General features: G+C 41.4%; 14 protein-coding genes, 7 tRNA genes and 2 pseudogenes. 3 read left to right on the top strand and 20 right to left on the bottom strand.

Annotation, left to right across the window (positions count from 1 at the left end; translation table 11 throughout):
- Window positions 1–50 precede the first annotated feature (50 nt).
- The gene (locus ACH32G_RS16610; protein ID WP_065118505.1) at window positions 51–800 is read left to right on the top strand and encodes a PmeII family type II restriction endonuclease; all 750 of its coding nucleotides are present in this window, start codon (window positions 51–53) and stop codon (window positions 798–800) included.
- 717 nt (window positions 801–1,517) lie between these two features.
- Here ACH32G_RS16610 and ACH32G_RS16605 read toward each other — a convergent pair.
- The 6 genes and pseudogenes from ACH32G_RS16605 to ACH32G_RS16580 all read right to left on the bottom strand — a co-directional run.
- Window positions 1,518–2,243 (bottom strand): hypothetical protein, encoded by a 726-nt coding sequence (locus ACH32G_RS16605; RefSeq protein ID WP_095242173.1) that lies wholly within the window; start codon window positions 2,241–2,243, stop codon window positions 1,518–1,520.
- Window positions 2,244–2,331: 88 nt separating this feature from the next.
- Window positions 2,332–2,712, bottom strand: a complete 381-nt coding sequence (locus tag ACH32G_RS16600; RefSeq protein ID WP_095242174.1) for a cystatin-like fold lipoprotein — start codon at window positions 2,710–2,712, stop codon at window positions 2,332–2,334.
- A gap of 62 nt (window positions 2,713–2,774) precedes the next feature.
- Window positions 2,775–3,281, bottom strand: a pseudogene (locus ACH32G_RS16595) (hypothetical protein).
- 123 nt (window positions 3,282–3,404) lie between these two features.
- Window positions 3,405–3,683, bottom strand: a complete 279-nt coding sequence (locus tag ACH32G_RS16590; protein WP_095242175.1) for a hypothetical protein — start codon at window positions 3,681–3,683, stop codon at window positions 3,405–3,407.
- A gap of 85 nt (window positions 3,684–3,768) precedes the next feature.
- On the bottom strand, window positions 3,769–4,290 hold the full coding sequence (locus ACH32G_RS16585) for a hypothetical protein (protein WP_047478465.1): 522 nt from the start codon (window positions 4,288–4,290) through the stop codon (window positions 3,769–3,771).
- Window positions 4,291–4,543: 253 nt separating this feature from the next.
- Window positions 4,544–5,628, bottom strand: a pseudogene (locus ACH32G_RS16580) (ATP-binding protein); the annotation flags it as partial.
- Between the two features lie 291 nt (window positions 5,629–5,919).
- Here ACH32G_RS16580 and ACH32G_RS16575 point away from each other — a divergent pair.
- On the top strand, window positions 5,920–6,186 hold the full coding sequence (locus ACH32G_RS16575; protein WP_448814594.1) for a tyrosine-type recombinase/integrase: 267 nt from the start codon (window positions 5,920–5,922) through the stop codon (window positions 6,184–6,186).
- 99 nt (window positions 6,187–6,285) lie between these two features.
- Here the strand turns inward: ACH32G_RS16575 and ACH32G_RS16570 are convergent.
- The 8 genes from ACH32G_RS16570 to ACH32G_RS16535 all read right to left on the bottom strand — a co-directional run bounded on the left by ACH32G_RS16570 (window position 6,286) and on the right by ACH32G_RS16535 (window position 7,564).
- Window positions 6,286–6,369: transfer RNA gene (locus tag ACH32G_RS16570), tRNA-Leu, on the bottom strand.
- Between the two features lie 62 nt (window positions 6,370–6,431).
- A tRNA-Leu gene (locus tag ACH32G_RS16565) sits at window positions 6,432–6,513 on the bottom strand.
- Between the two features lie 8 nt (window positions 6,514–6,521).
- A tRNA-Lys gene (locus tag ACH32G_RS16560) sits at window positions 6,522–6,597 on the bottom strand.
- Window positions 6,598–6,630: 33 nt separating this feature from the next.
- Window positions 6,631–6,705: transfer RNA gene (locus tag ACH32G_RS16555), tRNA-Gln, on the bottom strand.
- Between the two features lie 11 nt (window positions 6,706–6,716).
- Window positions 6,717–6,791 (bottom strand) — tRNA-Glu (locus ACH32G_RS16550).
- A gap of 19 nt (window positions 6,792–6,810) precedes the next feature.
- Window positions 6,811–6,901 (bottom strand) — tRNA-Ser (locus ACH32G_RS16545).
- 3 nt (window positions 6,902–6,904) lie between these two features.
- Window positions 6,905–6,979, bottom strand: a tRNA-Asn gene (locus ACH32G_RS16540).
- A gap of 135 nt (window positions 6,980–7,114) precedes the next feature.
- Window positions 7,115–7,564 carry a SprT family protein gene (locus tag ACH32G_RS16535; protein ID WP_327815840.1) on the bottom strand — a complete coding sequence of 150 codons (450 nt, stop codon included), beginning with the start codon at window positions 7,562–7,564 and terminating at the stop codon, window positions 7,115–7,117.
- Window positions 7,565–7,662: 98 nt separating this feature from the next.
- On the opposite strand from ACH32G_RS16535, the gene cmpA reads away from it, so the two are divergent.
- On the top strand, window positions 7,663–7,776 hold the full coding sequence (cmpA, locus tag ACH32G_RS16530; RefSeq protein WP_003156164.1) for a cortex morphogenetic protein CmpA: 114 nt from the start codon (window positions 7,663–7,665) through the stop codon (window positions 7,774–7,776).
- A 9-nt stretch (window positions 7,777–7,785) separates the two neighbouring features.
- Here cmpA and ACH32G_RS16525 read toward each other — a convergent pair whose 3' ends face one another.
- From ACH32G_RS16525 to ACH32G_RS16500, 6 genes are all read right to left on the bottom strand, one after another.
- Entirely contained in the window at window positions 7,786–9,945 is a 2,160-nt protein-coding gene (locus ACH32G_RS16525) for a Tex family protein (RefSeq protein WP_448814593.1), read from the bottom strand.
- Between the two features lie 72 nt (window positions 9,946–10,017).
- Window positions 10,018–10,620: a PP2C family serine/threonine-protein phosphatase gene (locus tag ACH32G_RS16520; RefSeq protein WP_016937167.1), complete on the bottom strand. Its 603-nt coding sequence runs from the start codon at window positions 10,618–10,620 to the stop codon at window positions 10,018–10,020.
- Window positions 10,620–11,408 (bottom strand): RNA polymerase sigma factor SigB, encoded by a 789-nt coding sequence (sigB, locus tag ACH32G_RS16515; RefSeq protein ID WP_016937168.1) that lies wholly within the window; start codon window positions 11,406–11,408, stop codon window positions 10,620–10,622. The genes ACH32G_RS16520 and sigB overlap by 1 nt, the downstream gene beginning before the upstream one ends.
- The gene (gene rsbW / locus ACH32G_RS16510; protein ID WP_003156173.1) at window positions 11,374–11,856 is read right to left on the bottom strand and encodes an anti-sigma B factor RsbW; all 483 of its coding nucleotides are present in this window, start codon (window positions 11,854–11,856) and stop codon (window positions 11,374–11,376) included. Before rsbW ends, sigB begins: the two co-directional genes overlap by 35 nt.
- The gene (locus ACH32G_RS16505; protein ID WP_016937169.1) at window positions 11,853–12,182 is read right to left on the bottom strand and encodes an anti-sigma factor antagonist; all 330 of its coding nucleotides are present in this window, start codon (window positions 12,180–12,182) and stop codon (window positions 11,853–11,855) included. Before ACH32G_RS16505 ends, rsbW begins: the two co-directional genes overlap by 4 nt.
- A 63-nt stretch (window positions 12,183–12,245) precedes the next feature.
- Complete coding sequence (locus ACH32G_RS16500; RefSeq protein WP_016937170.1) at window positions 12,246–13,253, bottom strand: PP2C family protein-serine/threonine phosphatase; 1,008 nt, start codon at window positions 13,251–13,253, stop codon at window positions 12,246–12,248.
- Between the last annotated feature and the right edge of the window lie 10 nt (window positions 13,254–13,263).

Genomic DNA, 13,263 nt, shown 5'->3' with positions numbered 1-13,263 from the left:
TAGGGTATGGGGAATATTTTTTCCCTATACCCTTTTTCAGGAGGAAATATATGACTGACAGACGTCTTAGAAAAATAGATGGTACAGACATAACAATTGAAATAGAAGAAATTATGATAAAATACCTAAAAAATATTTTTAAAAACCTAAGAAATCTAAAACTTGATGACTTAACTCCGAACCCTTTATTAATGAAACTGGTAGGAAAGGCTGCAGAATTAAACTCAGCTAATAAATTAGTAGAATACATACTAAATGCAAGAATTGAACGTTCTACAAGTACTGGATTTGGCATGATGATTCAAAGAATTGCAACTGCCTTTTGTGAAAAAACAGGTGTTGGTGGTGCTGATATATCAATTGTTAAGAAGAATGAATTGGGTGTTCCTGTACGTTGGTACATACAAATGAAGTCTGGCCCAAACACTGTAAACAAAGATATCTGCATTCAGATCACTAGTGAGCTTCAATCTGCAATCAGACGTGCTCCTGGCTCTGCCGGAATGCTTGGTATAACATATGGAAAAGCTGATCGTGTAAGTGGAGTAACTCAAAAATATTTGGCTTTTGACTTTGAAGCAGGGCGTGATTTTTGGGAGTTTATTTCAAACGATCCTATATGCTATAAAAAACTATGGTACCTTACTATTTCGATAGCAGAAAATTATGAAGACCGTGGTGGACTAACATTAAAAGAATTAATTGAAATGAAACGTGAAGAACTTACTGCCCAATTCCTATTAAAATATGGGGAGGCTGGAGAAGACATGTGGAATAACTTTTTGGAAGAAAATATGTAAGGAGGTTTTTTATGTTTAAAGGTAAAATGTACGACATTAACGGAAATGAAGTTACAAACAATGATTTACAAAATAAAGGTGCTTGGTGTACTCATGGAGAAAAAAAGAATTCGTTTTTGTAAGAAGCTACGGCCAACAATTAGGATTAACCATCAATCCAGAAAAGAGCACAAATATATATGCCCAGATCTGTCAGACTTGATTGGAGCAGGGGTGTCTGATTTAAAAACTCAAAATACTCCCTTTTTACAGCAAGAAAGTACCAATATAATCCTCAATATACAGTTACATTTAACAAAAATGATGCTGATAGATACAGAGAGAACTATCCAAATATAGATATTTACTTTTGGGTTGATTTGATTGCTGTGAGATACTTTAAGAAAAGTACTAATTCAAATTATCGCGATACAGATATACGAGTTAATCCAATGCATGGTGTTTGGAAAGTATCTTTTAAAGATTTAGACGAAATCATTAAATTCGCACCTTTACATAAGTACAAAGAAAGAGTAAACGACTACCAAGGAAATGCAAGAGAGAGTTACTTAATAAATTTATATAATAGCAAAATCCAAAGAGTAATTTAATACTTTTACAAATCAATAAAGACGTCTCCCTAATAGGAAACGTCTTTTGTTTTTGTTCTTTAGACTGTATATTTAACTCAACATGATGTGTTTATCCTTATGCAATAGAGGAATTTATAATTTTCATTCAAACATAAACAATCGGATTTAAGTGTTCAGGAAACTCCCTCCAAAACTCGATAATAGGGTTTGTGTATTTATCAAACCCTATTTTTTCAATATCAAAAACAATCTCTCCATTGGTTGTTAGCTTAACGCCCATAACTTTCTTTTCACCAAATTTCAGAAAGAACTCTGGGTTCTTATTATAAAGTCTATGTGCAGAACGACCGTCCCCGTGTTTGTATGCATTTACAAGGTCGGATAAAACCTCAATTGCTTCCCATTGAGGAGTCTTTGTTAAATCGTAATTTAAAAATTCGTATGCTTCTTTTAATTCACCCATATTATAACCAAATTTAGAAAATTTATTTATTGTTCTAATTGGACTTGTTGAAAAGTTAATCTCTGAATAAATAAACCCTCTCAATTGTTGCTCAAAAATTTGATAAGCTGTAGCCAATAATGATAAATGAAAGTTATATTCCATAAGTCTCTCAGCCTGATAATATTCATTAGACTCCATTTCAATTTGTTCGTATATATCACCTGGGTCAACAATTTCATAATTGAATTTTGTAGAATATTCCTCTGCCAATCTTTGTTGATATTTTTTGGCCGAGTCCTCAATATCTTCGAAAAGTGTTTTCATTGTTTCCTCAAATTTTTCTTGTAATTTTTTATAAATGGAGATGAATTGTTCTCTTTTATAATTAGGCAGCCATATTTGTAATTGAACTCGATTATTAGTCACTCCAACACCTTCTCATTTGGATTATTTTGATTTTTATATATTATACATCACTTCTTCAAAATAAATTTCTCATTAATACCAGAAGACTCTACCCCTCGATCTTTGTTTCCACGCCCTTAACTTCTTCATAATCAGGTGTTTTCTTATACAAGCCTAAACGATCATGCTCTCCAGTTGCAGGCATATGCTCCATTTCTTCATAATCATTCCCCATTTTCTCATAGTAATCATACGTGGAATAATTGAGCGATCCATCATTATAGAAAGCAAGCTGAATATATTTCCCGCCATCATATACACGAATTACTGCATTGTCCCTTTTAACATCATCAGTATCATATCCATCTTTTATTAAAGAGTTTTTATATTTTTTGATTACATTATCAATTGCGTCATCATATTTATTTCCACCGCACGCAGTCAGAAGAAGCAGGGCGAAGATATTAAGAAAAATAAAAAGGTTCTTCAAAATATACACCCCCTCTTTTTTCAATATTCATTATACTCAAAATATAGATATTTTTCCACTTTTTATCCATTTCCTTTCACCTGTACATCATCAACCAGCCACTTGTTTTTTTCCTTCTTCATTTTCGTTTGGACAATCAACACTTGCTGACTGGTTACTGAATTTGCAGTAGTTGATACCGCCACAATGTTCAAAAACAATTCGGTCGAATCATCAATCGGCTTCGAATAGCTTTCCAGTGAGCGCAACTTGCTTTGTACGCTAATAGAATGCTTTTTGTCAGACCGGGAAGGGAAGGCATGATCAAAGCCTTTTTCCGTGGTGTATTTTTTTACCGCATCGTATCGCTTATCAATATCACTGTAATTCAGAAACGCTTCAAAAAATTCCTTGTTCTTTTTTGCGCTACCCTAATACTGAATCTGACTCAATTCTTTGTTCTTCTCTATTAACACATCATTTTTCTTATTGAGTTGGTCGATCTTAGAATGCTGTGCCCCTTGAAACCAATACGCTGTCACCAAACCTACAAAGAAACAAACACAAATCCATGAAATATGTGTTTTCATGCCTTCCACTCCTTAAAATTTTATTCTCCCAAATGAAACTAGATGACTGCGCCAGTAGCCGGATAATTGATTAAGGGAATTATTGAAGTTCAATAGATAAACATCCTTTCAGATCTATTTTTTCTATAACTGGCGTGTACTTTGCAAATACGTCAAAAAGGATGCTACACGCAGTAACACCCTTTTTATGGCTTGATTCTCTATATAAACTTTTACACTTGTCATACATCCATCCGGCAGATACCTTGTTTTATAAAATGTGTATCTGTACTCAGAAAAGCCTTTTATCCTTTCACCTTCCACAACCAACATACAATCTCTGCCTAGACTTCTTACAAAAACCAGCGACGGGATGCCTACGTTAAACCCCAAGCTCCTGAATTGATTATCAACAGCAGACAAACATCACCACCAATCATAAAATGTCTGTTAAGCATAATCATTAAGAAAATAAAAAGAGAGGGCTGATCCCCTCTCTTTAGTAACTTTAATTATAATTCCAATATACACTGACATCTACCTTTGCCCAGGCCCCAGAGTCATTATTCCTAGCTTCTAAATACATTACTACTCCTGAATTATCCTGTGCAATTTTTTTAGGAAATGTCACGTAAAAAGGTTGACTTACATAGTTACCTATAGTTGGAGTTACTTCAGCTAACACGGCGTCATCAGAAGCTCGTTTTAATATATAGGTAACATTAGCAGATCGAGATCCGTCACCCAAAGAACGCTGATAACCTTTTACTGAAATTAGTTGTGCATTATTTGGTTTAAATGTGTTTACAACCGTTTGATAAGCTCCAGAGTTCCCTCGAGAGTATAAGTTAACCTCTCCTACTCCGTTTTTACCTGTAACAGATTGAGAGTAAAAAACTCCACTATTTATTGTTTGCACATTTGATTGTGGAACAATTGTGGATGGATTATCACTTGCTGCACTAGCTACACCTGCTCCTCCAGTTATTCCGATAGCGGCCACAATTAAAGACGTAATCCCTTTTTTCATTAACTTCATCTCCCTTTCTAAGTTAGAAATTTATTACACTTAAATTTTATACCGTTTAATCTTTATTTGTGAAAAAAGTAACTTTTGACACAAAGCGTTAATAAATTTTTGAATATTCTGTTGAAATTTCATCCTAATTTAAATAATAGAGTATTCCTCTATTTCGAATAATTGATGTTTTCGAATTCGACAATTATTTCATCTGACTCATGATCTTCTTTTTCGAGTATATTAAATGTGGCTTGATAGATGACATGAAATCATACCCCTTATCAGACATCAAGCCTAACGATACACGGAAACTAAACTGATCTCGTATCCCGTCCGCTAGATACTTTGCATCTGGGCGCTGTGCCCCTAAAACAAGAAAATAACCAGCTTGTCGCCCCAACATAACCAATTGTTTCATGTAGGATAAAGCATCATTCCTCTCTTTCATGTCCAGCTAATCCATGAACGCCACGTATTCATCAAAGAAGATAAATACAGGCTTCAACCCTAAATAGGCATAGTTTTCACCCGTCTTGTAATTGGGCATTTTCTTCATTTCATCCATTCGCTCCATCATGCCATCAACCGACTTTCTCAAACACATAAGGATGCCATTTTTCTGCGAATAGACTCTTTTCGGCAGCACCTCTTCCAAGTCGGCTAAATCGGCATTTTTCGGGTCTAAGATTTTCACATCTGCCCTAAGCCCTACACACGCTTTTATGATCGCTAACATGAAATAAGTTTTCCCTCCGCCTGTACCGCCGGAGATCAGCATATGCGGCAACTTATCAAACTTCCACGACACATGTTTCATTAATGGCAAGACACCATCTTTCGCCACTGCACATCTATTGAAATTCGGTTTTTCTTCACATCATAAAGCAATTTAAAGCAGACAAAGCCTTCTTCCATTTCTTTATCCACCATGTAACAAAATAAGCCGTTTTCCAAATCCTTTCCCAAGTCTAGGAAGCGATTCTGAAAACGGCTCATGTCCATAGCTATACGGATATAAATGTGATTGTCTTTGACTCGATAATATATTCTTGGAAAGTAAGTGATTTTTTCTTTAGCAGCCGTGTCATTCGAAAACAGCTTTTTCACTTGAACGCTTTCCTTTTCATAAAACTTATTCGAAAAGATCATCCTCGCAATTTTTTGCCTATGATACAGCTTTTTATACGCATCATGAAACAGAAAATAAGCTAGGATGACAGCTCCCGCCGCGGATAAAAGAGAGCACAGCACACTTTTAATTAGCAACGGGACATTCCATTCAAATTGCTTTACGGTTTTCATAACATCCAAGTGGAGCAAATGATCTTCCCAGAAGAAAAACATAGAGTAATAACGAGTTTATATTCAAAGTGTTTTATACTACTGATTATTTAACAGGAATGCGTTTAGGTGAGATTTTAGCACTCCAATGGAAAGACTTAGACAATTCCAGAAGAGAAATCAATGTATACAAAGCAATAACGTACATCAACCAAGAATACATTATTACTCCGCCAAAGACCAAAAACTCCATTCGCAGAATAAGTATCAACTCTTATAGCACTGCTAGATCAGTGGAAGCAAAAACAAAAAGAAATTTTTGATGGATTAGGAATTAAACAAACAGAGGAATCCTATATGTATCAGTACAAAGATAGACCGCCTACAAAGGATATTTCCAGCAGAAAGATAAAACAGATATGTAAAAGAGGAAATATTGAACCTATTCGTTTTCATGATTTGAGACACTCACACGTCGCTTTGCTTATCAACCAAGGCGAAGATTATCTAATGATAAAAGAACGACTGGGACATGGTTCAGTTGCCTTTACAATGAACACCTATGGACATCTTTTTCCTAATAAGCAGAAGGAAACTGCCGACCGTTTGGACAACTTACTTTAAGTAACTGGTGAGTTTTGGTGAGCAAGTCCTTTTTAAAGGCCGTATTTTCAGCATAAAAAAATAATACCAAAGGTGATTAAACCCTTGGTATCATTGAGATGCGGCCGAGAGGACTTGAACCTCCACGGGTTATTCACCCACTAGGCCCTCAACCTAGCGCGTCTGCCATTCCGCCACGACCGCGTGTTATGAAGCTGTTTTTCCACTAAGCATGTAAGCTAGTGATCAGCACTTTGAAAAGAAAGTGCGGGTGAAGGGACTCGAACCCCCACGTCGTAAGACACTAGATCCTAAGTCTAGCGCGTCTGCCAATTCCGCCACACCCGCGTGACAAGTGGTGAGCCATGAAGGACTCGAACCTTCGACCCTCTGATTAAAAGTCAGATGCTCTACCAACTGAGCTAATGGCTCGCTCTAAAAGTGATTCAAAATTTTAAAATAAAATGGCTGGGCTAGCTGGATTCGAACCAACGCATGACGGAGTCAAAGTCCGTTGCCTTACCGCTTGGCTATAGCCCAACGAAGGTAAATGGTGACCCGTACGGGATTCGAACCCGTGTTACCGCCGTGAAAGGGCGGTGTCTTAACCGCTTGACCAACGGGCCGTCTGGTTGAGAACTTATCTGGCGGAGAAGGAGGGATTTGAACCCTCGCGCCGCTTACGCGACCTACACCCTTAGCAGGGGCGCCTCTTCAGCCACTTGAGTACTTCTCCATATGGCTCCACAGGCAGGATTCGAACCTGCGACCGATCGGTTAACAGCCGATAGCTCTACCACTGAGCTACTGTGGAATAATCAGACTTTCTTCATTATAAATGATGCGACATATTGTGTCAATAAGCAACATTTATTTTTTTGAGAAAGTGTCGTTGTCTCTCAACGACTTTTATAATTTAACATAGAACATTAAAATGAGTCAAGCCTTTTTAAAAAATTCTTTTGATTTTTCCTCTGCACTTTCCGCAGGCATATCTTTCCGGATTCATTGCCCGCTTCTTTATATACTGTTGGCCGCAGACCGTGCATCTATACATATATGTTTTCTTTTGTGTCTTTTTTGTTTGGAGCGGCGTGCAGAATCTCGGCGCTCCGACTTTCTGAAGCAGGTCTCTGAAGTCTTTGTCTCTGTGCTTGTACCCTTTTCCTTCAAGGTGAAGGTGATAATGGCAAAGCTCGTGTTTGATGATGCCTGCCAGCTCGCTCCGGCCGTGTTCGAGCAGATATTTGCGGTTTAATTCGATGTTATGGGAAGACAGCATGTACCGGCCGCCTGTCGTTTTCAGCCGGTCATTGAAAAAGGCCCGGTGACGGAATGGCTTCCCGAAATCCTGTGCAGAGATGTCTTCCGTCAGCTTTTGAAGTTGTTCGTTATCCATATGTGCACCCCGCTTAAAAACATCGAACGGGACAATTTACCGTTCGCATACAATATGTTAAAACCGCCCTCTAACTAAAAGCTGAGGAGGAATGAGCCATGCCGAATTGGCTGATGAAACAAATGCAAAAAGCGTTTTTAGAAAAAGACAATTATCAAATCAAACTGCTGAACCAGTGCTGGTATTTCTACAGAAAAAAACACTGCTCGTAAGCAGTGCTTTTATTTTACCATAGACAGCGACACCCTGCCTTTTTGCACGTCCACCCCTTCGACCCATACGGTGACAATGTCTCCGACCGATACGATGTCGAGAGGATGTTTGACGAACTGATTGCTCAGTTTTGAGATGTGCACAAGCCCGTCTTGCTTGACGCCGATATCGACGAAAGCGCCGAAATCCACAACGTTGCGGACGGTGCCCTGCAATTCCATTCCTTCCTTTAAATCCTCAAGCTGCAGAACGTCTTTTTTCAGCAAAGGCTTCGGCACTTCATCACGGGGATCTCGTTCCGGCCTTGTCAGCTGTCCGCAAATATCTGCAAGCGTAATTTCCCCTATACCGAGCTTCTCAGCCGTCTCAGACAGCGGCAGCGCGCTGATTTTCTCTTTTACGTCCGCGCTTCCTATCTGATCTGCAGTGAGCTGCAGTTTTTTGAGCAGCGCCTTTGTCTCTTTATAGCTTTCGGGGTGTATCCCGGTGCGGTCAAGCGGCTCCTGGCCTCCGGGCACTCTCAAGAAGCCGATGCATTGTTCATATGTTTTTGCACCGAGGCGCGGGATTTCTTTCAGCTCTTTACGATTTGTAAATTTGCCGAGTTCTTCCCTTTTTTTGACGATATTGCCGGCGACGGTTTTGGATAATCCGGCTACATATTGAAGCAGCGCGGCGGATGCTGTGTTGACATTTACCCCGACTTGGTTGACGACGGTTTCTACGACAAAACGGAGAGATTCGTTTAATTGCTTTTGGCTGACATCATGCTGGTATTGCCCGACACCGACGGATTTAGGATCAATTTTTACAAGCTCGGCCAGCGGATCCTGCAATCTCCGCGCGATGGAGACGGCGCTGCGCTCTTCGACTTGAAAATCCGGAAATTCCTCACGGGCGATTTCTGACGCGGAATACACGCTTGCTCCGGCCTCATTGACGATGACGTAATAAATGTCCCGCTCTGTTTCTTTTAACACATCAACGACGAATTGCTCTGTCTCCCGTGATGCCGTGCCGTTCCCGATCGCCACAACCTCGACTTCGTACCGGTCCAGCAATTCTTTGATTTTTTTCCGGGCTTCCGCTGTCTTTTTGACGGGAGCGTGCGGATAAATGACGTCGATTTTCAGCACTTTTCCCGTCTCGTCAACGACTGCCAGTTTGCAACCCGTACGGAAAGCCGGATCGACGCCGAGCACGACCTTTCCCTTCATCGGCGGCTGCAGCAGGAGCTTACGCAGGTTTTCAGCGAAAATATGGATCGCCTGCGCGTCTGCTTTTTCTGACAGCTCTTTGCGGATGTCACGCTCAATAGCCGGCTGGATCAGGCGTTTGTAACTGTCCTCAATGGCATCTTTCAGCGTTTCTTTCACAGGTGTTTCACGGTGTTTGATGATTTGCTTTTCTAAATAAGCTTTTATCTGATCGGCGGGCGGTTCGATCGCAATCTTTAAAATGCCTTCTTTTTCACCGCGGTTCATCGCGAGCACTCTGTGAGGAACGACCTTTTGAATCGGCTCTTCGTACTTATAGTACATTTCATAGACGTTTTTCTCGTCGTCTGCGGCTGACTTGCCTGCCGCGGATGTGAGAATTCCTTTTTTATACGTTTCCTGGCGGATCCACTTTCTGAAATGAGGATCATCCGAGATTTGTTCGGCTATGATGTGCTTCGCGCCTTCAATGGCTTCTTCCCTTGTGGCGACTTCCTTTTCTGCATTGATATATTGATCAGCCGTTTCGTGTAGACGGTTGTCTTTCGGGAGTGAAAGAATATAGCCCGCAAGCGGTTCAAGCCCTTTGCTTTTGGCGACGGTCGCTTTTGTTTTCCGTTTTTGTTTGAAGGGACGATATAAATCCTCGACTTCCTGAAGCTTGGCCGCTTGTTCGATTTTTTGCTTCAGTCCGTCCGTCAGCTTGTCCTGTTCGGCGATCAATCTGATGACTTCTTCTTTCCGCTGCGTCAGGTTTTGTATGTATTGCCACCGCTCGGAGATTGCCTGAATCTGCACCTCATCCATTGAGCCGGTCTGCTCTTTTCGGTACCGCGCAATAAACGGAACGGTATTGCCGTCTTCAAGCAGGCGGATGACACTTTCGACATTTCTTTGGGATAACGCTGTTTCTTCAGCAATTTGTTTTTTCAAAAGGGCTAATGTTTCCATCTCACCAAAGCCTCCATCTCTTCATTCTTTCTCTAGTGTATCAAAAAACGGCGGAACATAAAAAAAGCAGCCTTACGATAAAAGCTGCCCGAGAATATAGGTCAAATCATCACGTCTGGATGTTGTGTACGGATGAATTGATTTTGATATATCTTCTATTGAGTGTCCCTGCTTTAAGCAGGTGCGGATATGCGGAACCTCCAGCCCATCCGTGTAGATGATGAATGTCGCCCCTTTTTCGTATGATGACGTATACGTTTTGTATTTTTGCGGTTTGCCTGAGAGGTAACCCGAAATCGGGAGCGGATGAAAGACTTCGCCTGATGGGGAGTGCAGAAAGAAACGGACATTCCCGATCGAACAGTATGTCAGTTCTCTTTTGGTGAAATTGATTTTTAAGATGGAGGCAGTCGCCCCTCTTTTGTTTTTCATCGCTTGGTTACAGCGCTCAATGATGCTTTCCACATCCTCATCCGCATATGTTTCCACGATGTCTTTAATAGCTGAGGAGGATTCGTTGGCAAGGGATCCGCTGCCGAGACCGTCGGCTACCGCGCAAACCAATTCCTCTTCATCCGCCTTTATGAAAAAGCTGTCCCCGCATATGGACTTGCCTTCTTTATTTAATTGGTATACAAGAGTTTGAACATGTTCGTTTTCTTCAACCTGAATCATTACATTAGCTCCATGGAGGGATCTCCAATCAAGGCCTCTCTCAGTTTTTTCACCGCTTTCCGCTGTAGGCGCGAGACGTGCATTTGAGATATTCCGAGAATGTCCCCTGTTTCTTTTTGGCTTTTATTTTGCACAAATGTTAGATCGATAATTTGTTTTTCGCGGTCAGACAGCACATGAAGCACGCTTTGGATCATCATTTGCTGGTTGACGCGTTCGTATCCTTCCTCGTGCGAACCGACGATATCAAGGATCGTGACGGTGCTTCCGTCTGCATCCGCTTCGATGCTGTGATCGACAGAAAGCGCCTGATAGCTTTTTCCCATCTCCATCGTTTCAAGCACTTCCTCTTCTGACACATCGAGAAAGGCTGCGATTTCTTCGACTTTCGGCGACCGCTGTGTCTCTGTCGTCAGCTGATCCACCGCCATTTTAATGCGCGGCCCGAGTTCTTTAATCCGTCTCGGGACGTGTACGCTCCATGTTTTATCTCGGAGGAAGCGTTTGATCTCGCCGATGATGGTCGGAATCGCAAATGCTTCAAAGGATTTGCCGACCTCCGGATCATAGCGTTTAATGGCGCCGAGAAGCCCGATCATCCCGACCTGGCGGAGATCCTCGTGAAAGCTTTTTCCTTTTGAATATTTCTTTGCCAGCATTTCGACGAGATTGGTATACACCTCGACGAGTGTCTCCTGGGCTTTTTTATTATCATGTATTTGAAAGTCGCGTATGAGCCGATCAACTTCATCTTTAGTTAGTTTCGTAGTTTTTGATGGTTGTGCCATGATCAACTCGCTCCCCATTTAAATACTTTGTCATCGCCACGGTTACGCCAGAGTTGCTTTGAACTTTGACTTCATCCATGAGCGTTTCCATTAAATATAGACCGAGTCCTCCTTCTGACAATTGATCGACTGTGTGCGAAGGCGTGTACGGCCCGAGATCCTGCTGCTTCTGATCAAAATCAAAGCTGTCTCCCTGATCGGCGACAATGACCTCCAGCCGATCCTCAAACACACCGAACCGCACGGATACTTCTCCCTTATTTTCATCTTTGTATGCATGCTGGACAGCGTTTGTACAAGCTTCGCTGACAGCGATTTTCAAATCTTCAATGTCATCGTAGGTATAGCCCATTCTGCTGGCGACACCTGATAATGTAAGCCTGACGATCCCTACGTATTCCGGTTCGGCCGGAATTTTCATCTCAATATAATCAACTGATGTACTCATTGCACGCCACCTTCTGACTTTGCCGAAATGTCGATGATATCCTTAAGCCCCGTAATTTCAAACAGACGGACGAGCCGATCGGAAAGATTCTCAAGCTTCAAAGAACCGCCTTCCTTGCTCACCGTTTTAAACACGCCTACAAAAACGCCTAAACCCGTACTGTCCATATAGTTTACATCTTTTAAGCAGATTCTCATGTTTTTCCCCTCGTTTGCCAAGGGCATCAGCTTTTCACGAACCACCGGAGCTGAGTATACATCAATTTCTCCAGCGATATTGATTTGTATATCTGAAAGATTCTCCTTCATATCTACCGTTAAATTCATCGTATCACCTCTGAAAGTTATCCTTACTCGTGCTAATGGCTTTTTACCCGTGCTGCCGTTTTGTTAAACCTTTCTTTTCAAAACTATTAACGTAAAATCGTCATGAAGCTGAAAGTCCTGGAGTCTCAGCAGGCTGTCGTAAATATTTTTGACCATATCCTGCGCCGAGCATTCCATATGTTCTTCCAGCATGCGCTGAATGTCGCTGCGCTCCAAGAAACCGTTTTCCGTACGGCATTCGGTGACGCCGTCAGAAAAAAGAACGATCATGTCTCCTTCGTCCATGTGCTGTTCGTATTGGCTGTAATCAAAATCCTGAGAAATTCCCAGCACCAATCCTTTTGCCTCCAGATCATAAAACTTCTTTTCTTTTTCAGAGTAGTAGAAGCCCGGTTCATGCCCCGCAGAAGCATACGTAAATTGGTGATTTTTCGTATTGTAGTTTGCGTAAAACATGGTGATAAACATGCTTGAGTCCACATTCTGTTCTACAACGCGGTTAAGGTTTTTCAACACTTGGGAGGGGTGAATGCCGATCTCTGGAAGAGAGTCCATGGCATACTTGATCATCGACATGCACAATGCGGCGGGTATTCCTTTTCCGATGACATCGGCTATCGCGATGTTAATCGATTCCTTGTCTTTGACAAAGTGATAATAGTCCCCGCTCATCTGCTTGGCGGGAACGCTGATCGCCCCGATATCCAGCTCTTCTTCTTCAGGAATTTTTGTGCCCAGCAGCGTCTGCTGGACATTTGCGGCAATTTCAATTTCTGAACGAAGCTCCTGCTGGATATCTCTCAGACTTTGATGTTCCTGATAAGCCATCCCGTAGCCAATCATGACTTCTATTAAAAAATCCAGCGAATGAAAAACATCTTCCGGCAGATCCGGATACAGTTCCTTTATTACTTTTCGGTGGATGCTGATAATTTCCTCCGGAGGAACCTGATGTTCAATCGTTTTTCGGCTGAATTTTTGGGCTTGATATAAAGATGTTTCTGTTAATTCGGCTATATATCGGCTAAGCAGCTGATGGTACCGCTGCTCTATAACCTCCCTGAAATCCACGTTCTAACCT

It is taken from the genome of Bacillus sp. CIS52, from assembly GCF_053545315.1.
This window is presented reverse-complemented; position numbering and strand designations above follow the sequence as displayed.